Origin of the sequence: Novimethylophilus kurashikiensis (genome assembly GCF_003112435.1) — a bacterium.
In the GTDB taxonomy this organism is placed as follows: domain Bacteria; phylum Pseudomonadota; class Gammaproteobacteria; order Burkholderiales; family Methylophilaceae; genus Novimethylophilus; species Novimethylophilus kurashikiensis.
The window spans coordinates 157,611-182,673 of the sequence record NZ_BDOQ01000007.1 but is presented as its reverse complement, the minus strand read 5'-3'; the positions used below and the strand labels follow the sequence as shown (position 1 = coordinate 182,673).

General features: G+C 55.9%; 16 protein-coding genes. 1 reads left to right on the top strand and 15 read right to left on the bottom strand.

Annotated elements, in window-relative coordinates:
- The 7 genes from NMK_RS10045 to NMK_RS10015 form a co-directional block, all read right to left on the bottom strand.
- Nucleotides 1-1,710 (bottom strand): type I secretion system permease/ATPase, encoded by a 1,710-nt coding sequence (locus NMK_RS10045; RefSeq protein ID WP_109015617.1) that lies wholly within the window; start codon nt 1,708-1,710, stop codon nt 1-3.
- Between the two features lie 86 nt (nt 1,711-1,796).
- On the bottom strand, nt 1,797-3,968 hold the full coding sequence (locus NMK_RS10040) for a response regulator (RefSeq protein WP_181376235.1): 2,172 nt from the start codon (nt 3,966-3,968) through the stop codon (nt 1,797-1,799).
- A 198-nt stretch (nt 3,969-4,166) separates the two neighbouring features.
- Nucleotides 4,167-4,439 (bottom strand): hypothetical protein, encoded by a 273-nt coding sequence (locus NMK_RS10035; RefSeq protein ID WP_109015615.1) that lies wholly within the window; start codon nt 4,437-4,439, stop codon nt 4,167-4,169.
- Nucleotides 4,432-5,787: a hypothetical protein gene (locus tag NMK_RS10030; protein ID WP_146187169.1), complete on the bottom strand. Its 1,356-nt coding sequence runs from the start codon at nt 5,785-5,787 to the stop codon at nt 4,432-4,434. The genes NMK_RS10035 and NMK_RS10030 overlap by 8 nt, the downstream gene beginning before the upstream one ends.
- A 69-nt stretch (nt 5,788-5,856) precedes the next feature.
- Nucleotides 5,857-7,578: a type IV secretory system conjugative DNA transfer family protein gene (locus tag NMK_RS10025; RefSeq protein WP_109015613.1), complete on the bottom strand. Its 1,722-nt coding sequence runs from the start codon at nt 7,576-7,578 to the stop codon at nt 5,857-5,859.
- A 104-nt stretch (nt 7,579-7,682) separates the two neighbouring features.
- Entirely contained in the window at nt 7,683-11,141 is a 3,459-nt protein-coding gene (gene traN / locus NMK_RS10020) for a conjugal transfer protein TraN (RefSeq protein WP_181376234.1), read from the bottom strand.
- Between the two features lie 104 nt (nt 11,142-11,245).
- Nucleotides 11,246-13,612, bottom strand: coding sequence for an HD domain-containing protein (locus NMK_RS10015; protein ID WP_146187168.1), 2,367 nt, complete (start codon nt 13,610-13,612; stop codon nt 11,246-11,248).
- A gap of 209 nt (nt 13,613-13,821) precedes the next feature.
- On the opposite strand from NMK_RS10015, the gene NMK_RS10010 reads away from it, so the two are divergent.
- Nucleotides 13,822-14,055, top strand: a complete 234-nt coding sequence (locus NMK_RS10010; protein ID WP_109015610.1) for a hypothetical protein — start codon at nt 13,822-13,824, stop codon at nt 14,053-14,055.
- Nucleotides 14,056-14,099: 44 nt separating this feature from the next.
- On the opposite strand, the gene NMK_RS10005 is transcribed toward NMK_RS10010, so the two are convergent.
- The 8 genes from NMK_RS10005 to NMK_RS09975 form a co-directional block, all read right to left on the bottom strand.
- Entirely contained in the window at nt 14,100-17,093 is a 2,994-nt protein-coding gene (locus tag NMK_RS10005) for a conjugal transfer protein TraG N-terminal domain-containing protein (RefSeq protein WP_109015609.1), read from the bottom strand.
- 16 nt (nt 17,094-17,109) lie between these two features.
- Complete coding sequence (locus NMK_RS10000) at nt 17,110-19,011, bottom strand: conjugal transfer protein TraH (RefSeq protein ID WP_109015608.1); 1,902 nt, start codon at nt 19,009-19,011, stop codon at nt 17,110-17,112.
- Nucleotides 19,012-19,077: 66 nt separating this feature from the next.
- On the bottom strand, nt 19,078-19,272 hold the full coding sequence (locus NMK_RS18300; RefSeq protein ID WP_146187167.1) for a hypothetical protein: 195 nt from the start codon (nt 19,270-19,272) through the stop codon (nt 19,078-19,080).
- The gene (traF, locus tag NMK_RS09995; RefSeq protein WP_109015607.1) at nt 19,269-20,357 is read right to left on the bottom strand and encodes a conjugal transfer protein TraF; all 1,089 of its coding nucleotides are present in this window, start codon (nt 20,355-20,357) and stop codon (nt 19,269-19,271) included. Before traF ends, NMK_RS18300 begins: the two co-directional genes overlap by 4 nt.
- A gap of 120 nt (nt 20,358-20,477) precedes the next feature.
- Nucleotides 20,478-20,759 (bottom strand): hypothetical protein, encoded by a 282-nt coding sequence (locus NMK_RS09990; protein WP_109015606.1) that lies wholly within the window; start codon nt 20,757-20,759, stop codon nt 20,478-20,480.
- Between the two features lie 112 nt (nt 20,760-20,871).
- Nucleotides 20,872-21,366: a S26 family signal peptidase gene (locus NMK_RS19040; RefSeq protein WP_227871449.1), complete on the bottom strand. Its 495-nt coding sequence runs from the start codon at nt 21,364-21,366 to the stop codon at nt 20,872-20,874.
- 172 nt (nt 21,367-21,538) lie between these two features.
- Complete coding sequence (locus NMK_RS09980) at nt 21,539-22,174, bottom strand: TrbI F-type domain-containing protein (protein WP_109015604.1); 636 nt, start codon at nt 22,172-22,174, stop codon at nt 21,539-21,541.
- A 62-nt stretch (nt 22,175-22,236) separates the two neighbouring features.
- A complete protein-coding gene (locus NMK_RS09975; RefSeq protein WP_109015603.1) occupies nt 22,237-25,056 on the bottom strand; it encodes a TraC family protein in 2,820 nt (939 codons plus the stop codon).
- Nucleotides 25,057-25,063: the final 7 nt, after the last annotated feature.

Below are 25,063 nucleotides of genomic sequence, written 5' to 3'. Positions count from 1 at the left end.
TTAGCCACCTTCAGCTTGTACCGGTTGTGGTGCGATAGTGGCCAGCACATCCTTAATAGGGCCGTACGCGGCCTGGCGCCCAGCGGCCAGAACCATGAGCTTGGTCGCAGCCGAAATCAGCATTGGGCGATGGGTCGTGAAGATAATGGTGTTCCCTGCTGCGCGATACGCCTGCAGAACAGCCACCAGCGCACGTTCTGCGGCTTCGTCCAAGGCCGAATTGGGCTCATCCAGCACCAGATAGCGAGGCGACCCGTACATGGCGCGAGCCAACGCGATGCGTTGACGCTGACCACCGGTCAGCATGTGGCCCAGCTCACCCAGCTGAGTTTCGTATCCTTGCGGGAAGGAAAGAATAGCCTCGTGAACCCCAGCAAGTTTGGCGGCATGAATCACCTGGTCGGACTCAGGCGCACCCATGCGAGCGATATTCTCAGCCACGGTACCCTCAAAGAATCCAATGTCCTGGGATAAATAGCCAACGTGCTGCCCAACTGGAATGGCGGCTCGAGCCCAGTCATAGAGCTCGGCGCCGTCCAGCCGGACATGCCCTTGCGACGGCTTCCACAAACCCACGAGCATGCGGACCAAAGAGGATTTGCCTGAGGCCGACGGCCCCACAATCGCTAATGCGTCCCCCGGCTCGAGCGAGAACTGGATATTCTGGAGCACGGTGGCTTCGGCTCCGGGCGGAACGACCGTCATCCCCTCCACCACGAGCTTTCCACTCGGCGCAGGCAACGTGACCTGAGTTTCAGGCAGCACATCCTCCTCCAGTAAGGCATCGAGACGCGCATAGGCTTGGCGAGCTGCTGTGATGTCCTTCCAGGCTCCCATGACAAGCTGCAACGGGGTCAGCGTTTTGGTGATAAGGAAGGTGGCGGCCATCACCATGCCGCCGGTAATCAGCCCGTTGATGGCAAGAAACACGCCCAAGGCGGTCGCCAAGGATTGCAGCGCCCGGGATAAAAAGCCTGAGAAACCGCCTAGTATCCCCTGGGCCTCGCTAGCTTGTGCCTGTTGCCCTAGGAATTGCTGATGCGCCCGATACCACCTTGCGCGCAATGCGTCGCGCATACCGAGCCCCAAGGTGGCTTCTGACTGTTGCAGACTGGCTGCCGCAAGCTTATTCGCTCGTCCCTGCTGGACATTTGCCTCCGCCAGCACGGAAGTAGTTGCCTTGCTGGTGAGGTAGGTCGTAAACAACAGGACTAGTGTAGCCGCCAGGCAGAACATGGCCAGATAAGGATGGAATAATGCGCAAATGACAATAAACAGGACCGCAAAGGGAGCCGACATCAAGGCCAGCATAGGGGTCCCCGTCATGAATTGACGCAATTGCACAAGGTCGCCCAGCACCTGATGCACGTTTATCTCGCGACGCGTGACATGCCGGCGGAAGGAGGCGTCAAACAGCTTGGTTGCTAGCTCCCAATCGATTCGCATTGAAATGCGAATGAGCAAGCGCCCTCGAAGCCACTCAACCATACCCCAAAACGCATACATGGCCAGGACAACCCCGGTCAGCGAAATAAGGGTGACCTCGCTGCGGCTCGTGAGAACGCGGTCATACATGTTGAGGGTGTAAAGGATAGGCGCGAGGGAAATTAACTCAGCCAGGAACGTGCCGGCCGCCACAAGCCAGAATGCCTTGCGGCATTGGTCCAGTAGGGCAGCAATCGGCTTGGATTTGGGAGGATGTAAAAACATGAGATTGTTATTTGTTGGCAATAAAAAGTATACCAACAAATACCACAAATCGCAAGGAAAGGAGCGGGGAACCGCTCCCTTATGCCTTATTGTCCGAGGTCTGCTTTATGCAAGCCATGTGTCACGATGGCCAGTTCGCGCAAGAGCCGAGGAAGTTGTTGGTCGAGGTCGCTTGCGGTTGCGCCATCGCGCACGGTCATTTCAAGCGTGTACGCAATATCGGCCAGCGCCTTGGCGCCTACGGTGCGCGCCAACCCCTTCAAGGTATGCACATGCCGAAGCGCATCCTTGAAATTCCCCTCCTTGAGCGATAGGGAGAACTGTTCTTCAAAGTTGGCGCAATGGTTGTCCCGGAAAGTACGCAAGGTCTTGAGATACAGCACAGGCGTATTGCAGTTCAGAAGCCCTTCCGAGACATCGATGTGAGGCAGCGCGGGAAGCATGTAGGCAGGCATCGCGTCCTGGTTGATGACAGGCTCGACGCGCTTCTTGATGTGGGTTGCCAGAATGCGGTAAACGTCCGCCGCCTTTGTTGGCTTGGGCAGGTAGCCCACCATGCCGGCTTCCAGACACTTCTGCCGGTCGGCTTCGGACGCATGGGCGGTAACGGCGATGATAGGGATATCTTTGAAGGATTCGTTATCCATGAGCTTGCGGGAAGCCTCATAGCCATCCATGACAGGCATCTGGCAATCCATCAGGATGCAATCAGGACGCTGGTATTCCACCGCTGCAATCGCCTCATAGCCATTACTGGCCAACGATACCTTGGCGCCGACATTCTCCAGAAGGTCCTTGAGAATCTCCTGATTAATGGGGACATCATCGACCACTAGGATGTGCGCGCCACGGATACTTTCAGGCGTATTCGCTGAGTGGAAGGCGAGGCCTGTGGCTGTGCGTTCAGCCAGCCCAAGCTGAATCGATAGCTCGGAAACCGTACGCCAGTCGCGGACAGGCTTCAGCAGGGTACCGTCGAAGAAGTTGGATTTTGCGCCGTGCGTCACCCGTTCATCACTATTCGTCGAGGACATGAGGATGAGTGGCAGGCCAGGGGCAATTTCGCGAAGTTGACGGCAGGTGTCGATGCCTGAGATGCCGGGCAAGGTGTTATCCACGAATGCGGCAAGATACATCCCGGGCGTAGCCGAGGCCGCTAAGCCAGCTACGGCCGATTCGCCAGAGGTATGGGAAATGCAAACCATCCCCAGCGCGGATAGCTGCCGCGAAAGCGCCTTGCGCGAGCTTTCGTTATCTTCGACGACCAAAATTTGATGTCCTGCATAGGGCACAAATACCTTGTCATCGAGCGGTGTGCTGACGTCATCCCGAAGTTCAATCGGTATCTGGACGGTGAAGGTACTTCCCTCCCCCTCCTTACTGCGGACGGAAATCGAGCCGCTCATCAACTCGGTCAGATGCTTGCAGATGGCCAGTCCAAGCCCCGTACCTCCGTACTTGCGGGTCGTTGACGCGTCCGCCTGAGTAAACGGGGTAAAGAGGGTTTCCTGATGCGACTGCGACATGCCAATGCCGTTATCACTTACGGTGATTTCCATCATGGTCTGATTGGCTTCGGTCGACACCTGGATGGCCACTTTGACCGTGCCGCCCTTGTGCGAGAACTTGATGGCATTGGATACCAGATTCACGAGAATCTGCTCAATCCGCATCGGGTCTCCGACAAACACATGCGAGGTGTCATCGAGCGGGCACTCCAGAACCAGCTCTACCCCATGGGAATAGGCTTTCTCCAGCAGCATAGTCTCCAGGTTGTTGAGCACCCCGCGTAAGTCAAACGCGATGCGCTCCAACGTAATGCGGCCGGCATCGGCCTTGGAGAAATCCAGCACATCGCTTACCAGCCTCAACAGCGACTGGGCTGAGGATTCAATCTTTTCTAGGTAATTTCGCTGTTTTGGCGAAGGCGCGGTATCAAGACAAAGCTCAACAAGCCCGGAAATGGCATTGAGAGGCGTGCGCAGCTCATGGCTCATATTGGCTAGGAACTCGGACTTGCGTGTGGCCAGTTCCAGCGCCTCGTCGCGGGCATTGCTCAGCTCACGGGTCCGCTCGTCCACCAGCTTGATGATGTTCTCCTGCTGGATATTGCCGCGGTCGACCGCAACCCGAAGTTCATTGCAAGGGACGACCGGAGGAATGACCTTCCGGCGATAAAGCTCGAACAATCCGAGGTGCGTAGCCAAAACCCCAACGCCACAGGCTACGTGTCCCAGCCAATCCACCGGAATAAACAAGGAGGCCACTCCTTGAGCTATTGCGGATAACGACAATACTTTCAGGGCTTGCCGATTAGCAATCGTAGCCACAGGACACTTAGGCTTACTCAACATTAACTCCGAGGGGTGAGCTTCAAAAATAAGCCCCCGGTGCGCCAGGGGCGATTAAACAACGATTGAGTATAGGGAGCGAGCGCCAGTTTGGTAGGGATTTTCCTACTCGTCGTACCCTTCCGCCGCACGTCGCACACGTTGCGTGGGGTCCAGCGTATCCTGGGACTGGAAGGCGTGCTGAAGTACGCGCGCATGGTCCCCAACCAGGGTTTTGATGCCCCAAATGAGAAATGTCGCTTTGTGCTTCATGATTTCGATGATGAAATCCACCCCCGCCTTGATGATGCCCTCGGCGACCATCTTGAGGCCGGGCACCAGCAGGGACAGGAACAGTATCCCGACTCCGATAGCGATATAGGTTAGGTACTCATTCATGTGCGACCTCGGCCTGTGGTTCGCTAAAGCGCAAGTCCAAGGCGGGCAGTTCGGCTTGCGGGGCGACACTGCTTTGCAGGCTGAACCGTGCCGAAGGGGCCACACCCTTGCGCTCAGTTGGTTGAAGTTTGCACACTTCGCGCAAGCCTCGTGTGTCTATGACAAACTCACCTGCTTGCAGGTCGGCAACTTGAGTGGCTGACGGGGTTGCACGCTTACGAAGCTGCACGTTTTCTGACATGCGATGCGGCTCAGAAGTAGCGAGCATCGCTTCGGCCAGATGCGTGTCTTCTAAGCTGCCCTGCTTGAAAATAACGCGAACCGCATGGTCAACCACACTCCCCGGAAGGTGGCGGAAGCACTCCAGCCCTGCACGCAGCGCGACGCCGACGCCGTATTGCGGGGTTGCCGCCAGAAGGGCGCTAAGGCTCGACGTAGGGTAAAGTTCTGCGCCATCGAAGCCCAGCAGGAACGGATGCTTGCGAACGCGAGCAGGCACCTGGGCGCGCGAAACGGCGGCATGCCGAATCTTGCTTAACAGGAATCGACCAAACGCTTCACGCAACTGCGGCGGAAGTGAATTATCTGCACCAAACGGCAGCATGATGTAGCAAAGCTGGTTTTGCTGGAAGATTTCCTTAAGGGAAACTTGGCGCTTACGTCGCATGGTCGGGGCAGATGCATCATCGGAAAACAGCAATTTTGCCAATTCGGCTAACTTATATCCCAAATGTCCGGTGTCTTGACGGTAGCGGGTTGCGGCGGACTCGCCGAAATCACGATAGGTCTCAATGAGTCCTTTCAGTTCTTGTGCGGCAGGGGTCCACTCTGGCGTTTTCATCGCCAGTTGTTCCAATGCTCCCAAGTCAACCACCGCGACAGCCAGGTCGTACAGGTTGAAGCTCAACCCGGACGCACGCAGCGCGCTGATGATAACGGTGAGGCGGTGATGGTTGAGTTGTCTGTAGTAATCGCTGCCGGTGCTGGGTTCGGAATGCGGCAGCAAGGCGGTAAAGTCTTCCGCAAGCTCGTGAGGAGTCCCTTCCCACAGGTCAAAGACATCCCATGACGGATAATTAGAGAGGTCGATGAAGTGAAACTCATCCTGGCGCCCTGCATGGTGAGCGGCCTCAAAGAGGACATCGCGCATGTCGTAATTCTCGCGCGTGTCGACATAGAACCAGCCGTGACCACCTTGAGTGCGCTGAACCAGGACGGATTCGAGGAGCTTGGTCGAACCGCTGCCCATAACGCCGGACAGCAAAAGATGATGGCCAAGGTTATCCGCAGGCATGGCTACCTTTTTGCGGGGACGTGCAGCCAGAGTACCAAGTTGAATGGTTTCCACGGGTACTGCTTGATGGGTACACAGGCTCTTGAAAAAATTCATCATAAAAGTCATCGAATAGTCCTCGGGTTAAAGCGGTTCGGCTGCGGCAACCGGCATGGTGTCGCGCAGCCCTATCAGGAATTGCTCGTACTGGCCTTCCAGGTCGAGCGTGGAGAATCCCGCCGGCAAGCTAGTGGGGTAAACGTTCTTCTTGAACTCCGGCACGGGCGGGAATTCGATAGCCTGCGTCGAGATATGGAACGTGCGCGAGCCAGAACACACCACGCATTCACCGATGCCCATGCGTGAAAGCTTGTCCGGGGAAATGCGGTATTCCTCCATCTGGCGCCAGGACTCGCCCACGCCGCCGGATTCCGAGTTGGACGACTCAGGGGTCACGCGCAAGGATTGGGCTGAGGCTGACTCGGACTGGCTGGCCGACACGGAATACTGGTAGTTTTTCACCTGACCGATGATGTCCGCCGCCTTCGTCGCCGAGTCGATAGAGCCCAACTTGAAGAAGCACTTGGTCCAGGTATTACCGATAATCATTTCTTCGAATTCCGGGCTCACGGAAGCCAAGTTTGCGAACGTCTGGAAGGCCGGAATCATCATCACCCCAGCACTTCTGGCCTGCTCAAAAACCCGGCTGATGCCAGGCATAACGTAGGAGCCCATCTCGTCCGCGAAGCAAATAAATGGCGGGTTTGGCCGCTCCGCCTTGGTGAGCCCCTGCATTTTTGCGACCGCAGTGCGCAGGTCGGAGAGCACCATCTTGCCCAGGTTGAGCGCCGCCGTATCCTTGCCCATGGTGGGCAACATGACGTAGCACATCTTGTTGTTCTGCACGATGTCGACCAGGTCGATTTCAGGCGTGGTGGTGTTGAACACCCGGCCAAACTTACCCTGTGCAAACTGGGCAATACGGCCGGACATGCCTCCCAGGATGTCCTTAATCTTGTTGACGTCGACCTGTACGCCGTTCTTGTCCTTCTTCTTGAACTGGTCAAGGAAGACCTGCAGCACCATGAAGGCCGGGCTGTCGAGCGGAATCAAGGTCTCCACCCTGCTGATGGCCGCAGCCGATTGCAGCATGATGGCAAGGTCCATGAAGGTGTATCGCTTCTTCGCGGCCTGCAAGGCGCCAATCAGCACGGTCAACGCATAGTTGGCGGACTGCTTATAGAAGTCTGAGCCGGGGTTGTTGTCGCTCGATGGCAGGAGGTTCAGCAACCGGGAAGCAATTTCATCCGGGTCGCCGTTAAGAAGCGGGTTGTAGGTGTTCGAGTTATCGGGGTCGTCCACGTTCATCACGTAGAACTCATCCTCCCGGCCGAACACCCGGGTCATGTAAGCGAGCTGGTCGCGGACATCCTTGTCGAGCTTGGCGTCAATAAACAACCAACCGCCTCCACGGGCGGTTTGCTGCCATAGGATGTTCATCCCGAGAACGGTCTTGCCCACGCCAGACTGGCCGATGATGGCCAGGTGACGCATGAGCTTGTCATTCTCGATGTCGAGAGGCATGCCGCGGTCCTTGGTGAACCCCAGGCGGACACCCTTCAACCCCATGGTCTCAGGGAAGATATCGTCAGAACGTAGGGAGAAGCCTTCGGCAACTTCTTCATCGACCGTGCGCAATGACCGACGCGCTTCTTCGATAAAGTAGTTGTACCCGCCGAAGCCTGACCCGGCTGCCAACGCCAATGCGATAGGATTGCCTGCGAACGACGGATGGCTTGCTGCCATGCCAGCCGCAACAGGTGCGGCGATTCGCCAGAAATCTGCCCGTCCGATTAATTTTCTCATGGGACGGTATAGGAACGAATTGCCGAAAAAAGTATGAAAAAATGCTTAAAAAATAAGGGCTGAGGAGGCGCAAACCCCCTCAGCCCTAGTGCCGCAGGGACTTGCTACTTCGGCGCCGTTACCGTGTCCCCCTGACTGTTGAACTGGTCGGTGGTACCGGGCGACAGCGTTTCGAGGTTGGCCGGAGCTTCGCTCACGCCGTTCTGCATGTTCGACGGCACATAATTGCTTTGTGCTGCGCCATTCGTGCCCGGATTGTTGAAGTCCAGCTGAGGCGTTGCAGGTGCGCCGCCGGCGTCTGGCGTAACACGGATGGTCGTCGACAACGTCTGGGTACCGTTATTGGCGGTATCCAAGGACACCATCAACTTGTAGTTACCCGGAGGCGAAGAGCCATAGTCGTGACGGAGGTCGAAGGCACGGCCAGTCGCAGACTTCGGCACGGATTGCAGCTGCGAGCCATCACCCCAGTTCACCCAAACATTCGTTACAGGATTGTTGTTGGGCGCGTTATCGAACCAGTTCGGCCAGTTCGCAGGCACGGCCATGTGCACCGTGTAGGAACTGTCTTCCGTAGACGAAATCATCGGCACAACATTGGTGTTCACCACCAGCGCCACAGTACCTGCGTTCGGGTTGTTGGTTGCCGAACCAGTCTTGAATGCGCTGTAGAACGATTGAGCAGACTTCGTAGCCTGGTCGGTCATGGCTTTGGCAGCCTGGCCGGTCAAGCCATTTGCGGCCGAATCCAAGTTCAGCGAATCAATCCACTTGGACAGGTCCATCTTGTTGAAGTCCAGCGCAGCCATCTGTTCGATGGTGAAGCCCCAGCAGCGCGGGTGTTTAGCACTACCCCATGGGTGGCGCGGTACCGAAATATCCACCTCAACCGTGTAGTCGCACCACTTCGAGTTGGGGTCACAACCGCCAGACAAGTAGAAGTGCTTGCCATTGTTGCTCGTGTCACCGTACGGGTAGAACCCCTTGGTTGCCGGCGGTAATGACGTTGGCACAAGAATCGGCGCAAAGTCCACGGCCGGATTGTTCGTGAGCGGGCTGTTACCCCAGTCGAGCAACACCTTGTCATGGATGCCACTTGCCGGTGCAGTGAGCAACGAGTTCGGGTGGAACAGGAAACGTTGCGTGCTAACCGTCAATGGCGTACCCAAACCAAGGTTGGGGTCAGCCGAGCGCGCAGCCGTATCCAGCGTGCCATCGGCAGACAGATAGTTAATCGTCGGCCATGCAGCGCTTTGCATCGACATATAGAGCGGGAACTGAGCATAGTCCTTGACGCGCTTGTGAGCGCCCAGGGAGTTTGCCGTCTTATCCGTCACCGCGAACATGAAGTCGCAGGCCCCATCGGTATGGCAGGAGCCGGTCTTCGTCACATACTCGTTGACGCTCGCGCTGACCGCTGCAAATGTGGCATCCGTAGGCATCGTGGACGTCACTCCATAGTCACCAGGCATCGCAAAGGTATCAAGCTGCTGAATACGCCAGTTGACGTCTGCTGTGGAGGTGTCCGTTCCGGTCGCATCAATTTCTACGCCTGTAGGACCTTCAGGCAACTTGGTGACATCGCATGAATCGTCCTTTAGGCTGCAGGTCATAAAGGATGCCATGCCTGGCGATTCAGGGCACTCCTGGAATGAGGGCAGATTGACAGCCTGCTTCAAGAACGCAATCGCCTGGTCCTTGGTCATCGTTCCTGGCTGGATGCCTTGAGTGCTGAGAGCAGCATTTATATCCGCCTCGTACAGGTTGTATGCCGCTGTCTGCAAATCCTGAGTTTGGCAGTAACCAGGGAATTGCCAGAACCAAATTTGCGAGTGGTTGAAAGAAGTCAGCTTAGTCCAGTGCGCATTGGCCAGCTCAATGTAGTGAGTCGGCGTTGCGGGCTCGGTTGTGTAGAGGCTTGCTTTCATTTCCGGCGTAGATTGCGTGCTTGCCGGGTCGGCTGAAGCCAAAGCATCCAGCTGAGCACGCCCCTGCTCATTCACAGTCAAGGCCAACATGTCGTCGAAGGTGCAATAGGTCTTCGTCTTCTCCTTGCACTCACGCAGCGGGAAGCCACCCTTCTTCGAGCAGTATGTACCAAGATAGTGGTAGAGCCCTTTACGGCGAGATACCGCCAGTTTAACTTCGTCGATAGAGCAACTGCCGAAGCGGAAGGGGCCGTCACTACCCTCAATGACGTAGTTTTTGCAGCAATCTGAGCCAAATGCTTGGCTATCCACCGCATCACTAACCGCGGAATAGCCAACCTGAATACTAATTGCCGCAGTATTGGCCGCTGCCGCCGTCATGCCTGCGGATTGCAACGCAGTAGACATCAAGCCAGCCGAAGTTCCGCCGGTGGCGACCATCGTTGCTGCAATCACGGCAATCGTGATGAATGTATTCCAGAAGCTACCTACCGCATAGTGGCAACGGCGGTCTTGGCCAGAGAAAATGTACGGGTCACCCTCATTCATCCCCTTCTGGATGGCATCGGCCTTGGCGAGCGCCTGGTTAAACTCTCCCAAGCCTTGTCCTACCTGATTCTTGATGGACAGGTTATCCCAGCCCCATGCGTTGGCGTGAACGCAATTGCTGACGGTTGAGGTTTGCGCGCATGACTCCGTCTGGTTTGAGCAGATGTACTTCTGTGTCTGCGACATGGCCACACCATTGGCCTGTATATCCGAGGGTGTCGTGGAGGATAGCGTGCAGCTCTCCTTATTCAAGCACCGCGGAATATCCCCAGCTTGGCAAAGTGATGTGGTTTGACGATTGATGCATCGACCATCAGGGCCCAGATTCTGGTTGGTGGAGGTCACCGTCGTACCATCGCTAGCGGTAGTAAGCGCGCCAGTACATTGGTCGTTGGTTACCACGCAGCTCGAAACTGGGTTAGTACACGCAACCGGTGTTTGCGTAACCTTACCCGTAGCCGGGTCCGTCACCGTCTGGTAGCAAGTGTCAGAGCAGGTGGTTTGAGGAGGGTAGTAGCAAACGTAGTTATCCACCTTCTGCTGGTCGGTAACCGTAGTTGTGGACAGCGATGTGGTGGTCGGCGGATTACCTGAGCCGGTAGACGGGGCAGTTCCCGTAGGTGCAGCAGGCGCCGATGCAGTATCCGTCGTCGTAGAGTTCAGCAGTACGCATTCTTGGCCATTAGGCAGCGTTTGCGAGGTGGTGAAGTCGCTGAAAGGGCAGCGATAGGTGTAAGTCGCGTTGGTAATGAAGGTGAGCGAACTGATGGTGACCGTGCTGTTAATAGCCGCAGCAGTCAAGCTGCAGTTAGCCTTAACATAACTAAAGTCGGCCGTCGGGTCACAGGTGTAGATAGGGTCCTGCTCCACACACTGGAATTTTCGCTGCCACGTCCAGCACGCAGAGGGGAAGCCAGAAATCACCGGCGCTGGAATCATCGTGGACTGGCCAGGGGCATACTCGTACGAGTGCGGCGCCGAGTCGGAGCACGTCATTTGTGAGACGATTTCCTGACACTTCAGCGTGGCATCAGCTTGCCCGGGAAGCAGCATGAGCATGGCGGCCGCATAAAAAGCAGCTGCCATGCTTTGAATTTTTACAAAGCGAGACATAGTAGGGCTCAGCATTTCTAAGTAGACAAAATTGCTATTTAAAAGTATATCACCAAGCCCCCTATATTTCCACCCGACTAGCTAGGTTTTCTCCTTCCGCGTCGCGGGCCGGAAGCTGTCAATTCGATTTGTTTCGACTTGTCATCCCCTTTGTACCGGCTGCCTGGCTTTTTCAATCCCGCTTGAACAGCACGCGAATGCTCGGTGTAATATTTGTCCCCAAGGTCCAATCCAGGATAGGCGGCACAGGCCGCCTCATCGGCGATGGCCAACCCTTCCCGCTTTTCTGCGCGGCTAAGCTCGGGCGACGTCACCTCATTCGACGCTGGGGCTGGTTCCTTCACAGCCGCTGGCTGAGGATTGGGCTCTTTTGCTGGTGCAGGCTTAGGCGCCGGGGCTGCGGCTGTCTCAGCGGGAGCGGGCGCCACTTCAACCACGGGCTGCGGCGCGGGCTCCATAGGAGCGTCTACGGGCTCTTCCCACATCATTTCAGGGAAGTCTTCTGTCGCCTCGAGTGTTGGCGTCTCGGTCTTCAGGGCACCCAGCGCACTTTCCAGCATTGACGACATATCGAATGCTGCGGGCTCCTCTGTGGCCAGGGGCTCCGCATCCGGAACAGTTTCGGCGGCTATGGCCGCCTCGGGCACGGGCGGAGCATTCTCGATTGACGGGGCAGTGGGAGCAGCATCCTGTTCACGCTTAGGCTTTTCCGGCTTCTTAGCCGGACCAAGCCCCAGCCCGAGGACATCATCCTGCGCCTGTGATGGCGCCGCGCCCTTGAATCGGCCACGCGTTTTAGGCTTGGGCGCCGCTGGTGCGGAATGAGTGGGATGAGAAGCATCTTCTGCCGAGGCTTCGGCGGAAGCCTCGGAGGCTGCCGGCGTGACGTCCGCCTGTGCCGTGAGGCCAAGGGCCGCCATCGTGTCGGAGCTATTCACATCGTCCACCTTGACGACATCCGTGACATCAGGCGTTTTCGGCACTTCACGGTTCGCCTTCGGCGCTTCATTGACTGCGCCATCAGCATCCCCGTTAGGCGCCAGAATCTGGACCGGGAATGGCGACTTGGTGGAGATGCGGTAATTCACCGCCTTCCACAACGCGTCTGCGCGCAACACCAGGATACCGCGGAGAACCACCGCCTTCTCGCCGGTTCCGGATTGAATATCCCACAACGGATTAGCCTCGGATACAGACTTACCCTCGTGCTCATCGACCAGAAGGCCTTCCTTGCGTAAACGCTCTGCCAGGATGCGAGTGTACTTGGCCAGCTTACCCGGGTCCCGACGGGTCAAGTCGAGCGCAGCAGCCACCTCGGCCGGCATGCGCGGAATAGCGGCGTCACGCCAAGGGGCTTCGTAGATATAAACGTATGGGCTGTCGGGAGGATTATTGACCTGGTTGGCTGCGCCCTTCTTCCCGCGCTGCACCACGGGGGCTTCGCGCAGAAAGTCGATGAAGTCTTGCCACAGCAAGTCTTCCGGCTTGAGTTTGACCAGGTTCCGGTCCTTCTCGCCGGCGGTCGCGGCCTTATCGGCATGGGATAGCGCGGTGATGATGCGCATGGCCAGCATACTGGCTTCGCGCGAGCCACGGAGTTGCGGCATCTTATTGGGTGCATGGTCATACTTCACTGCGAGAAGCAGCGCATCTCGATGGAGCTCTGGCAGCGCCTCAAACCCTGACAGTGTTGCCAGGATGCGGACGCTTTCTCGTGAGTGCAGCCCGCGGCGGACCCAACCACCCTTCCCGTCAGGCTGGAAGGTGACTAGTTTGCCGATATCGTGGGCCAGGGCCGCAATAAGCGGAAGGCGGAATTCAGGATTGCACTTGACCGCCGCTTCCGTCACGACGTTTAGCGTGTGCTCGAGCAAGCCTACCCCGTGGCCATGCCCGGCGAAATGTCCCGGGGCAGCATATAGAAGCTGTAGCAACTCCTCGCACAACAAGCGCTCCGCGGGCGTGAGCAGATTGACCGCTTCATTCAATACGTTGCCAAGCGTTACCGTAGCGGCGCCCTTTTTGTAGGTCCCGCCGGGCAAGGTAACAGGGGCACCGGTAAGGGCGGGTGTTGTAGCTTCCGGCAAAGCGCCGATAGAGTAGCCGGGAACGGTGACTCCCCAGAACTTGCCTCGAGGAGCAAGCCGGTCTTTACGGGCAGAGAGATGGGAGGATTGATAGAGCCAAGTGACACCATAGCTAACACTTATCGAAATCGCCCACATCACTAGGATAGGCATCGTCCAATAAGCGAGCAGATGCCACTGAACACTCGCTGCCGTTCCGAGCCCATGAAACTTAACGGTCGGCACCCATGGGTAGAGGGCTAGCCGTGTATACGCCTGCTCGGCCCATGCCGGGTCCCCGATAAATAGAACCAGAACCCCTAGGATGTACCAGAACAGCGTGATGCGAATCAGCGATGTTGTAAGTGAGGTAATCATGATAAACACCTTGCCAATATTAAAAGCCGCTTAGCGGCCACCACATGTATAGGCTGAAATACATGCTTTGCCGACAAGCGTAATCATAAATAGTGCTTGACATTATTTACAGTTCATGATATAACTTAACCATGAACTAAATTTAGTAGCTGAAGCATCACCTAGCCACTAAATACTGTGGTCAACTTTAGAGGTCGTTAAGTAGCATCATGAATACGAATTCCGCCCAGAACGAAATCAAAATTCCAGGGCTGCATTACGAGATGGAAAAGCTTTCCAGCGCTGAATTTCCCGCCGAGCCGGAGCCTAAGAATCGCGTGATGTACGCGAAGGCCAAGGCGATGGTGGCGCCAGTTATCAGATTCTCCTGGGGCATGACAAAGCTTGCCCTATGGGTTGCGCTCGCAGGCGCAGTTGTCTGGGGACTCCTCTCTGTGATGTAAAACAAAAGGCCGGAATTTCCGGCCTTTTGTCTATCTTGCCTAGCTTATCGCGGCGTCTGCGTCTGACTGTGGTCAGGGGCGGCTGCCGGCGTGGACTGGTGATGGAGTATGTTCTTCACTTTATCCAAGCCTGAGACGGCAGCATCCCGCATACTGTCATTACCCTCCTTGTACTTTTCCTTGACGGTAGATGCTACATTGGCTGCCTTAGTTGCTGCATTTGCGCCCATTTCCTTAGCGGCGTCTTTTCCATCAGCGAACTTTTGCTCAAGTTTGTCCGTGGCATTGGTTACTGACTCTGCAACATGTTTTGCGCCCGCGACTACTTTAGCCACATGCGGTTCACGACCAGCGCGATGAAGCGCACCTTCCTGTGCTGCACCCTTTTCCGATTTCAAAGCCTTTGCCGCGTGAGCGCGTTCAGCATCAGCGGCCTGCGTGGCTTCAGCCTTCTTCTTATCAGCAACCTTTGCTTTATCCTCGGCTTCTTTTGAGTATTGGTCGTGTTCCTTATCGATGGACGTCTTTTCTTCAGCAACCTTATTTTCTACAGCCCCAGGGGAGTTTAGCTCGGTCATTTGTTGGCCTGCATGTGATTTTAAAGCAGGAGCAGATGTCTCACGCCATCCCGCCATGGCAGGCCCGCTATCATAGTTGCCCATATGGCTACGTTCACCTCGGACGGCAGCAAGAGCAGCTACCCGGTCGCCAAGAGACGTTACACCCGTAGTGGTAACGGTCTCAGACTTTTGGTATCCGTGTGTAGTTCCAGCTGACTTATTGTTGCTAACACCATTCGTCTCGGTATCCGTTACTGAGCCTGTAATGGTCTTAGTTCCTGTCGTGCCTGTATTGTCATTTGTACCATGTGTGTTCGAGTTGTTCTGGCTTGTGCCAGCAGAAACACCCCCATTCACATTAATAGCGCCAAGAGCCCCTCTAGCCGCGGCTTTTGCACCTTGTACCAACCCATTCTGTGGCGCTACCTGAGGAACGGCGCCTGGCACATTGGGCATACCTGTGTTCGCGCCAGCTGGTCCCCCTCGGTTACTTCCGCCCCCAGGAATCAATGCACCTAGGTTGCCGCCAACTCCCGCGCCAACGCTAACATTGCTGTTGCCACTGGATGTTTGAGCATTGCCGCCGCTTTCTGATGTCCCTCCTGATTTAGCCAATGCATCTGAGCTTCCGCCGGACACAGCATGCAGAGCGCCACTTGTCTTGGCAGACTGGTCCCCAGCGGAGCCACCTTCATTTTCCCCATCTGCACGCGAAAGGCCTCTATTGGGATTTTGCTTAAAACCTGCATCAATATTCCCGCCCATTGTATTGGCATTATTGATGGCCCCAACACTACCCGCATTGGTAAACCCGTTACCCCAATCCCCGGTCGTGCCGATGGAGTGCTTGTTAGCTGTAAAGCTATCCATCGAGGCTTGGTTCAGGCTGTAGTTACCCGTGGTCAACGACTGGGCTGCGGAGTGAGCAAATTTCTCCCCCACAGCCTCCCCCACAAACCGGGAGAAATCTACAGAGCCCTTCACCAGCCCCCAGGACAACGCCGGGACCATGGTGCCAATGAATAATGCAGCTGCACGCATGTTCGCTGTTTTCTGCGAAATGACGCCCATATTGGATAACGTAAACCCATATTGGCCAGCACCGTTAGACAGCGCGCCGCCAAGGTCTGACTGCTGCATCGAAATCACGATGAAGTTCACGATGGAAAGCATTGGCTGCCAAATAGCCATCCAGAGCAGAATCTGGCCGAAGTTCTTCAACAGCGCGAAGCCTAGGCCCGGGACCAACGCAGCGGCCAGCACCAAAGGAGTCGCGGCATAGACGAACACCTGCAGGATGGCGTACACGTACCCCATTGAGCGGTTAAATACCTCAGCGCCCATAATCCAGCCATCCGTCTGCTGTTGTTGAGCCTGCGCTACGTTCAACCCAGTCAAAAAGTCAGAGTTTCCGGTAGCAGCTGCTGCTTGCTTAAAGGCACCAGTGAATGAGGCCAACACAGCCGTTTGCTTCACCAATGCTCCACCGTCGGTAATCCCGTTGTTGGAGGCCCATTGCGCTACACTGTCTGCCGCAGAATTAACCACCGACAAAGCTGGCGTCTTAGCCCATGCGCTGGCATTCTTCAGAAAGTCCGCGGCACCTGCGCTGGCGTTCACGTTGTCGTTGATAAGGTTCCAGGCCACCTGGCAGGTCACCAATGAAGGCGTTCCTGCTGTATTGGTAGTGGTGTTGCCGCTTGCATCAGTAAACGTACCGCCAAGCGTGGTCATAACCATAACAGATTGTGAATCCCATCGGATATCTTGAAGGAAGTTGGTGGACTGAGTCAAAGTCGTTGCCACCAAATCCCCTCGAGCCACGGCCGGCATGAAGCAATCCTGCACGTAGTAAGCGAGAGAGCTGGACAGGTTAGGGTCTGAAATACGCGCTTGAGAGGCATCCGAGAGCAGCGAGCTCGCCAAATTGAATGGCGCCCCATTACTCATTTTCAACTCGTCAGGGATGGCAAAGCTTGCCTCAATCTGTTGAGTAATCAAAAACCCAGCTGTCGAGATTACAGACGCGGGAATGCCGACGACCGCCGGGACAGTTACCGGTGCTTTCCAGGTCATGTCGACGGTATCCTCAACCTCAACAAGCACCGACACCGGGCCGCCACTGCCAACCCCAAAGAAAACGTAACAAATCAGGTATACCGAAACGATATAGCCAATGAACTTCTTTGCAATCGCCGAGGAGAATCCACTTGCAAGGCCTACCGTAAGCGCTCCAAGGACAGCTATAAAGCCAACGATTCCCTGGAACAGCGAAGACGTCGCGAAGTTATTGAGTGAGCGAAACGTGTCTGCCACTGCCTGAGCATTACCAAAAGCATAAACCGTCCAAGCAGAGTCCCCGTTACCATTTACACCTGGCGCCGCAATAATGTTTTCGGCAAAGGCGTGGCCTGGCATCAAGCCACATAGCATGATGCCGAGGAGCACAACCCACAGGCGAGTGTTTATAGCATTCATCGTAAATCTTTCAGGTTTACTTCGTGTTAAGTTGCTTTTTCAGGCTTACAGCAAGGTCAGCATTACCGCCTAGGCCTTGAGATATAACCTCAGCTTGCAATGCCTTGTTAACTTGAACAATCGCATCCACTAGCGCACGCTTCTCACTCAAACGCTTCAGCACGTCGTCAGCCATCTTGTCGTTCTGACGCGTGATATTCATGATGTCAGCACGGAATTGCAGCAACTTCTCTTGCGACACCCCATTGGAAGGCAGGTACGAAATTGCAGGATTCGCACCTGGAAGCGTAATCTTGCTGATGGACTGAATTGCAAACTGCACCGAAATAGAAGCGCCATACGCGGACAGTAATTCATCCGTCATGCCTGGATATACGGCAGCCATGTTAATCAGACGATACAGTGGATAGCCCGCACCGTTCAGCATCGCCACGGTGTTATCTGGCATGGGCTTGTTATCAATGACTGCTTGAACGCCTGAGTAAAGCGCATCCATAACCATCCATGCCAATCCGGTGTAAGGGCTGGTGTCATTGCTTGTGTCCTGATTAAGCGCATCTTCAAGCTTCATCATTTGAGGCTCCATGCAATCAGCCGAGTCCTGCCCACAGTGATAAATCATTGTGTTCTTCGCTTCACCCGTCCAATCAAGTGCTTGCCATCCAGTGCTGCTAGACGAAGATGCCTGCGTAGTCGCATTGCCGCACATCGCATCCAAGGAAGAGTCCTCGATACGTGCATTTGGGAAACGCTGCTTTAATCGTTCCTTATCCTTATTTACATCTGCACCACAAACAATAAGAGTCGCCAGTTCTTGGGTGCTCGTTAGCACAGGCGGGGCATCGCAGGCGGTACCTACCGCTTTAGTTGCTCCTGATGGTTCTGCATCTGGTTCGTTTACGGTCGAGGCGGTAACACGTGGCGCATCTGACGAAGAACTGCCAGTCACTTCGATGTCGTGATTGCCATTTGCAGAAGTACTAGTTCCAGGGGCCGGGGACCAACTATTATTTTCAAAAATCATGCTCTGCGGTTGGTCACCACTAGGCGTGCCGGAGAAGTTCTGGAATGCGGAAGCACAGGTGCTATCAGCATTCGGGAAAATGATGCGCATGCCCAAGTAGGACAGCAGGACATCTTTGACAAAGCCATCCTTGTAGCCGAGGGCTGTTAACGCCGCATACGTGGTATTACCATACTTCTCCAGCTCTTCTTTGCTGGGAGTCTTCCCATCACTAGTGGGCTGCCCATTTAGAAAGTTCATGACATCCGTTCCCGCTGTATTCAGGAAGGATTCTGCTTTGGAGAGGCTTGAGCAAAGGCCATTGCTAAGTTGGGCGCCCATTGAGCTGTCGGAGCTATTATTCGCGGACGAATCCACACCACACTCCTCCACAGCAGCACTTGGCTGGAATAGTCCGGGCATTTGAGCTTGCAGAATTGAGCCAAAGTTTTTGGCAATCTTGCATGAATCGGCCGCAGCATTACGCATCATATTGGCGATTTCACGCAACTTAGCCATCACCGCATAGCACTGCGGGCAAAGCGTCTGCATCGCAAGGTCGACCGCCACACCCAAGGATGCCTGTGCGACCGCTTCGACCAGTTGGCGAATCTCGTCCACGGAGATAAACGCGAACCCGCCAAAGTGCCAAGAAATGCCAGAACACCCTGCCGAAAAACTCGGGGGGTCCGCTGCAATCAGGGACACCTTCTTACCGTGGAACGAACTCATGCCCCCACCCAAGCTATAGATGCTTCGAGCCTGGCTTTCAATTGCGCCACCCTTATCGATAGTCGTAGAGCCACCAATCGTCGAAAAAATGCCGCTCGCCGTCGGCGATTCAGCGTTCGCGCTGAAGGTCACCCCGACCAGAGCGATGAACATGGCGAATAAAAATGATTTTGCTTTGTGCATGATGACTTCCGCTTGCAATGCTTAATATTTCTGAGTATAGAAACGCCCCTGCCCCATTAAGAATTCCTAATGGTCATAGACCTCATCTTCTTGGTGACGCTGGGTATTAAGCGCTTCCATCTTGGCCATTTCTGCGTCAGAGGTGACGCCTTCCTTGCAACACCAGCCGCAATAGCCGTTTTCATTCGGTACAGAGTTGGGGCTATAGTCCACACCCCTGTAGATATGGCCACAGCCTCGGCAGCGCACAGGAGCCGTCATTTCGTCTTCTTCTTGTTATAGCCCATTAGCTCGAGCATGCGCTCGCGGTCAGGGGCTGCGATGGGCTTCGAGCCGTCGGCAGCGACGGTGCCCGTCGGCCGCGCATTCAATTCAGGGTCGAACGTAACGGCCGGACGAGCGCCACTGCTGTTGTCCAGACCGGCAAGCATCGCGGCACGATATGCCGAGAAGAAGTTAACGGTATTGCTCAGGATGGTAGAGTCCGAGACCATGCCGGTACCCAAGCGAATCCATGTGTTAGACGGCACGAACAGGAACAGAGACGGTACGACCTGAACCTGCAGAACCGCGACCTGTTCAGGCTTGATATTGTCACCGCAATCATCACCCTCGAACCCTGGTAGGCATTTGCCATCCAGAGGAATGTTAATCACGCGTAGGCCCATCGTGCGGGCAACGCGGCGGGTATACGGGGCTTGGTCGTGGCAGAACTGGCAATCACTGCGGGAGAAGAAGAACAGGATGCCGCCCTCCTCCCGGATGATGCGGAAATACTCGTATTGGTTTGCTTGCGTCGCGCGAGAGGCCAAGGCAATGCCAACCTCGGAGATAGGATTCTTGACCGTTGGGTCGAGGTCAGGCTTCTGCACCATGTTGAAGTACCACATATTGGCCGCCTGCGAGGCTTTGCCTACCACCCACTTCATGTAGCGCTGCGCCGCCTCAACCGCCTCTGGCTTGTCCGGGCGCAAGCTCATCATCTGCAGCAGGCTGTCTCGCTCCTTGGCCTGAAAGTCGAAATCATCACCCGGGTCGACGAAGCCACAGTTTGCATCCCAAGTATCCTTGGTCTTGCACTTATCTTCCGGCTTAACAGCCCCTGAAATGACGACGATAGGCTGTTTTTCCTTTTCCTCAGCCTTAGGCGCCTCCGGTTTTGGAGGCTCAGGGTCCTCTTCCGGCTTCTCTTCCGGTTTAGGGTCGACGTACCAGTGCCAGCCTTGGCGCGCAGGCGCACGGTTGATGTCATCCGAGCCAGAACCGGGCTGAGTATTATCTGCATGGCTCAACGACGAGCCAATAAGCATTGCCGCAACCGACAATGCGTATACAATGAATTTCATGGGCACACCAAGACGTAGGTGGTTAGAAGGTAATGCTAGTATATCGTTAAATACCAAATACGTCGAGCAAAATAAAACGCCCCGCTGGTGCGAGGCGTGTCGGGTTTTGCCGAGGACGGGTTACTTGTTCGCGTCAATCCAGGCACTCAGGTCCTTGGCACTGTTGCGAGCCACTTCAGGCAGCTCGAGGCCCTTGTCTTTCGCAATGCTTTCTGCGAATGAAAGCGCTTTAGGCGTCGGCTTCGACAGGTAAACATCCAGGAACCCTTTGCAGGTGTCAAAGTCGGTGTCGAATCCTTTAGGGAGGGCAACCCCGTGGCGCTCGGCTGCCTTTTTCGCAGACTCGACCATTTTCTCGGTCGGACCACCGCGTTTGCGTTCGGTTTGGGTTTCTTCGGCCATGTTTAATCAATCTCCTGTTGGGCTGCGACGCCAACCCCTGTTGGCATACCGCGTGCCACATTCAAAGCGGCATATCAGCGTATAGCCAATATGCCTGTATTCCGCACCAGTATTAGTTTGAGCCGATTCTGAAGAGCCAAATCGGGGTTGCGACTCCGGTTACGCTCGCGCTCTCAATGGGGCCGTGGTACCGGGAGTCCAGGCTCTTGGGATGGGGAGAATATACCCAGTATTCACCTGCTTTTAGCACATACCCCTGGTTCGCCGGGACCCAGCTAAAGAGGGGTCGTCCCTTGCTATCCTTTTCCTGCACCTTGCCTACCGGTTCACAGTCTGGCGGCCCAACTTCATCTTGTAGATGATGGCAGAGGGTTAGGTTGTTGGCGTTGTCCGCATGTATGGTGTCACCCGGTAGGCCTTTCAGCAGTTTGGTGTGCACATGCTCGTCGCCATACCGCTCCCGCAACCAAGCGGCTTTAGGCTCGAAGGGGAACGTCACAAGGTTATTACGATGGGCTGGTGCAGTTTTGTCCACCCAGTAGATTCCGGTAGGCACAGAAGGTGTCCCTACGACGATTGGATAGCCGGGCGCATATCGCGAAATCATCTGCGTAATCAGGACACCAAACATGAACCAAAGTGCAAGGTCGCTGACAGCGCTCTTCCAGCGAAGCGGGTCCCGCAGACGGCGAAAGAAGTCACTGGCGGACTCACTCGGTGCAGCTGAATTAGATACCGCCTCAGTCGAGGCGGCAGTGGTCTTCGCAGTATCGGTCATCTTAAGGTAGAGCCTGCTCTTGCTTGTTGCGTTTGTTGTCGTCTGCCAGCAGCTGCTGGGAACGCTGCTGCAGTTCGAGGCGATAATCTTCGCGTAGCTTGCCCACAGACAACGAACTATCCGTAGGCGCAACATTCTCCAGCATGATTTTGCTGGGTTGCGTCGAAACAGTAGGAACGCTAGTGGGGAGGCCGAATCGTTCGAGAACCGCATCGGTAATATCCGGCACATCATCCGGAACGACGACGGCTTGTTTTACCAGCACCACCGCGCCATGAGCTTCTTCACGGATGACCGCTTCAGACTGCTTGGCCACCTGGGTGAGAGTCAACGTCATATCCGCGGACGGATTGCTGGCCAGGATGCTTGCCGCAGCGCGCTGTGCGTTAACAAACCGCACCGGGTCGAACACGACAATTGCTGGTCGGCCTATCGGCAGGGAGACATGCATCCGATGCATGACAAACCCAGCAAGCCCGACCACCATGGCTACACCTACCACCAACGGCGCTTTAGGATGAGAGAATAGGCCAAAAACACGGTCTTTCAAGGTCAATACCGGCTCTTGGACGACTGACTGAGGGGTCTCAGCAACGTCCTCTTGAGAGGCGCTGCCGTCATTGATTTCAGTGGACATGATTAAAGTATACCGATAAATAGCCAAAAGCGCAACTTTCGTTACGCTTTTGGCTTGCTGACTTACGCGTAAGCGTGTTCAGCGTTTCGCTGCTCGCGAAGCACCGCTTCCCGCAGGCTGCCGGCCTTGGGCTTGCAAGGATGACCGCGTTGCAGATAGTCCTCGCGGGCGAGGTAATCGACTGCCTCGAGCAAGGTCAACCCTTGTTGCTGCACTTCGGCCAGCTTCGCCAGGTCTCTCGGATTGGTGGTATACAGCCAGTAGCTGTGCTTATCGGTAATGAACCGATAGATACCTTGGCCGTGCTCACCGCGTACGAAAATTTCGGAGAAGCCAGCATTCGTGTCCGAGTTCACCGTCTTCAGCATGCCGGTCAACAGCTCATCGTCGGCAATCCATTTCTGGCTTACGGCGAAGTCAATGGAATCGCCCTTCTGCTTCAACACAAACTGCCAAGCCGAGTTTTCCAGCGCGGCGCGTGCTGCCGCCGAGTTCGCGAAGTCACCGTAGGATTGGGTAATGGCTCCGGCCGCCCCACGGTACTTACGCACCGTACGGAATGCCTTGGAAATGAAGCCACCGGACTGCTTGTCACCCAACAGGCGCCAACCTTCGTCCACCAGCAGGAGCTTAGGCCGCTTACGCTCCGGGTCGGACAGGTACATTTCCTTGGCAATCTGGTGAATCATCAGCGTCATCACCACAGCCTGCAGGTCAGGGTCGACTTCCAGGTCTTCCAACTCAACGATAATGAGGTCGTTGGTCAGCTCAATCTGGCGCGGGCCATTGAACCATGCGGCATAGCGGCCCACTGCGAAGGAGTGCAGCTGGAAGGCCAAGTCCTTATAGCGCTGGTCTTCCTGTTCCGCCATCCAGTAGTACACGTGCTCGAGGCCGGTTGCTTCCTGGTTGATTTCCCAGGCAGACGTAATCGCTTGTTCAATCGCCTGGTATTCCCAGTTGAACTGCGTCTCCATCGACTCGTCGGTCGACAGCGGGAACGCCATCTGCCGGATGAGTGATTTCAGCATCGGCATCAGTTCCCACAGGTCGCCGTGCGTCGCAATACCCGAGAACGGATTGAGCGATACCGGGTTATCCGGGGTGAACTCCAGAATGACCCCGCCCATGACGGATGCGAAACGCTTATAGGAGCGGCCCACGTCGAAAATACGCACCACCCCGTTGCGCGACAGGAAGTCCACGGCGAGTTCGTTCGAGAAGAACGATTTACCGGAACCCGATTGCGCAATAACAACGAAGTTGTAGTTCGAGGAGGTGTCGAACAGGTCGATGGTGGCTAATTGCCCACGGCGAGATACCATCAGCGGGCCGCCACGATTTGGCGCGCTACCGGCCCAGTCCCCTTGCACATGCATGAGGGTAGCCGCGTTAAAGCTGTTCACGGTGTTAGCGCGCTGCAAGCCTCGGCTGGGAGGGTCCATTGCCGGGTCGTACATCAGCGGCAAGCTGGCCAGGAACACCGGCAGCGAAATGTAGCGCTCAGGAGAGCAGCGGAATCCGGCCTTACGCCAGATATTGGCCACATACTCCGTTTCACGCTTCACCCGGTCGCGGGTGTTGTAGAGCACGACGCCTGACCAGACACGAACCGGTGCATGGCCGTGGCGCGAGGATTCGAGCAGCGTGTCGAGCTCGTCCTTCTGCGTGTACAGGTGGCCCATCATGGAGCGATACCACGGCGAATCCGACATCATCTGCTTGTTGAGCGAGCCCAACTTCATGGTGATGCGGTCTTTCGCCTTATCCGGATGCTGAACCAGAATGGTGGTGTGCATCCAGAACGGGCAGTTAATGCGGTCGTCGCGAGACAAGGGATGGCCCAACAACTTCGCAGTATTTGGCAGCCAGCCTTCCACCGGCGGCGAGTCCATCGTCAGCACCGACGCCAGAATTTCCTTGTCGGGGTCCGGGTCCGCGCCATTCATGAAACCAATGGTGCCGTCAGCTTTCACTGTAATCCGCGATTGGCGGTCCACCAGGGACGCCGGCATCGGCATATTGGAGCCCAGGCGCTCACGGCGTTCTTGCGGCGTCAGCTGCGGGTTGACGATTTCATTAACGAGGAACTCAAATCCCTCGCGATTCAACACCCAGCTTGGAATGGAAGCACCCTTGAGGCCCCCTTCGATAGTCGCACGAAGGCCAATAATGTTCTTCAGGAAAATGTCCATGCCATTTTCATCATCCGGCGCCCCGTTGTAAGGCAGCGAGACGGAGAGGTAGTAGAACACGTTGCGCGGCTGGAAAGTGGTGCCGCCAAAGGTCAGCGTGCCGCCACTTTCGGAAGCCTGCTGGAAGAATTCAGCGCGGCGCAGGGCTACTTCCTGCAGCATGGGGTGAGGATTGTTTTCGGTGCGGGCACGCGTCCAGGCGTCCAGGATATGCTGCGTCTGGCTGCCGCTCAAAACGCCGACTTGAACCACGGTATCCGGCGGACAATTGGTCAAGACAGCTTCCAATTGCGGTTCGATATCGGTACCCGCCACCAGCAACGGCGCAAAACCCAGCACAAAACCGACGCGGAACGTGTCTGCCGCGGTCATGTAGACCAGCTTGCGCTCGTCATCAAACTCACGATAGGCCAACCAGTCGTGGAAAGAGATTCGGTCCGTGAGCGCACTGGCCAACTGGGTGGGTACCGGCAACTCGCCCGGAGGGGTCGGGCGCAGCCAATCCGTCAGCTTGGATACAGCGCTATCGAGGACACGTGCAACCTTAGAACCCGTGGTTTCTTCTTCACGAGCCGCTTCAACCCAGTCCGACGCAGTCGTCGACATGCGCATACGGCGCACTTCCTGGTCGATAGCAGACCCATCAAGAACCGGGCTCAGGTTGTTATTGAGGTTATGTTCAGACATTGTGTTG

Coding starts and splice junctions, on each gene's coding strand:
- NMK_RS10045 (WP_109015617.1), bottom strand. CDS start 1,710: ATGTTTTTACATCCTCCCAAATCCAAGCCGATTGCTGCCCTACTGGAC.
- NMK_RS10035 (WP_109015615.1), bottom strand. CDS start 4,439: ATGAATGAGTACCTAACCTATATCGCTATCGGAGTCGGGATACTGTTC.
- NMK_RS10025 (WP_109015613.1), bottom strand. CDS start 7,578: ATGAGAAAATTAATCGGACGGGCAGATTTCTGGCGAATCGCCGCACCT.
- traN (WP_181376234.1), bottom strand. CDS start 11,141: ATGGCAGCTGCTTTTTATGCGGCCGCCATGCTCATGCTGCTTCCCGGG.
- NMK_RS10015 (WP_146187168.1), bottom strand. CDS start 13,612: ATGATTACCTCACTTACAACATCGCTGATTCGCATCACGCTGTTCTGG.
- NMK_RS10010 (WP_109015610.1), top strand. CDS start 13,822: ATGAATACGAATTCCGCCCAGAACGAAATCAAAATTCCAGGGCTGCAT.
- NMK_RS10005 (WP_109015609.1), bottom strand. CDS start 17,093: ATGAATGCTATAAACACTCGCCTGTGGGTTGTGCTCCTCGGCATCATG.
- NMK_RS10000 (WP_109015608.1), bottom strand. CDS start 19,011: ATGCACAAAGCAAAATCATTTTTATTCGCCATGTTCATCGCTCTGGTC.
- NMK_RS18300 (WP_146187167.1), bottom strand. CDS start 19,272: ATGACGGCTCCTGTGCGCTGCCGAGGCTGTGGCCATATCTACAGGGGT.
- traF (WP_109015607.1), bottom strand. CDS start 20,357: ATGAAATTCATTGTATACGCATTGTCGGTTGCGGCAATGCTTATTGGC.
- NMK_RS09990 (WP_109015606.1), bottom strand. CDS start 20,759: ATGGCCGAAGAAACCCAAACCGAACGCAAACGCGGTGGTCCGACCGAG.
- NMK_RS19040 (WP_227871449.1), bottom strand. CDS start 21,366: ATGATTTCGCGATATGCGCCCGGCTATCCAATCGTCGTAGGGACACCT.
- NMK_RS09980 (WP_109015604.1), bottom strand. CDS start 22,174: ATGTCCACTGAAATCAATGACGGCAGCGCCTCTCAAGAGGACGTTGCT.
- NMK_RS09975 (WP_109015603.1), bottom strand. CDS start 25,056: ATGTCTGAACATAACCTCAATAACAACCTGAGCCCGGTTCTTGATGGG.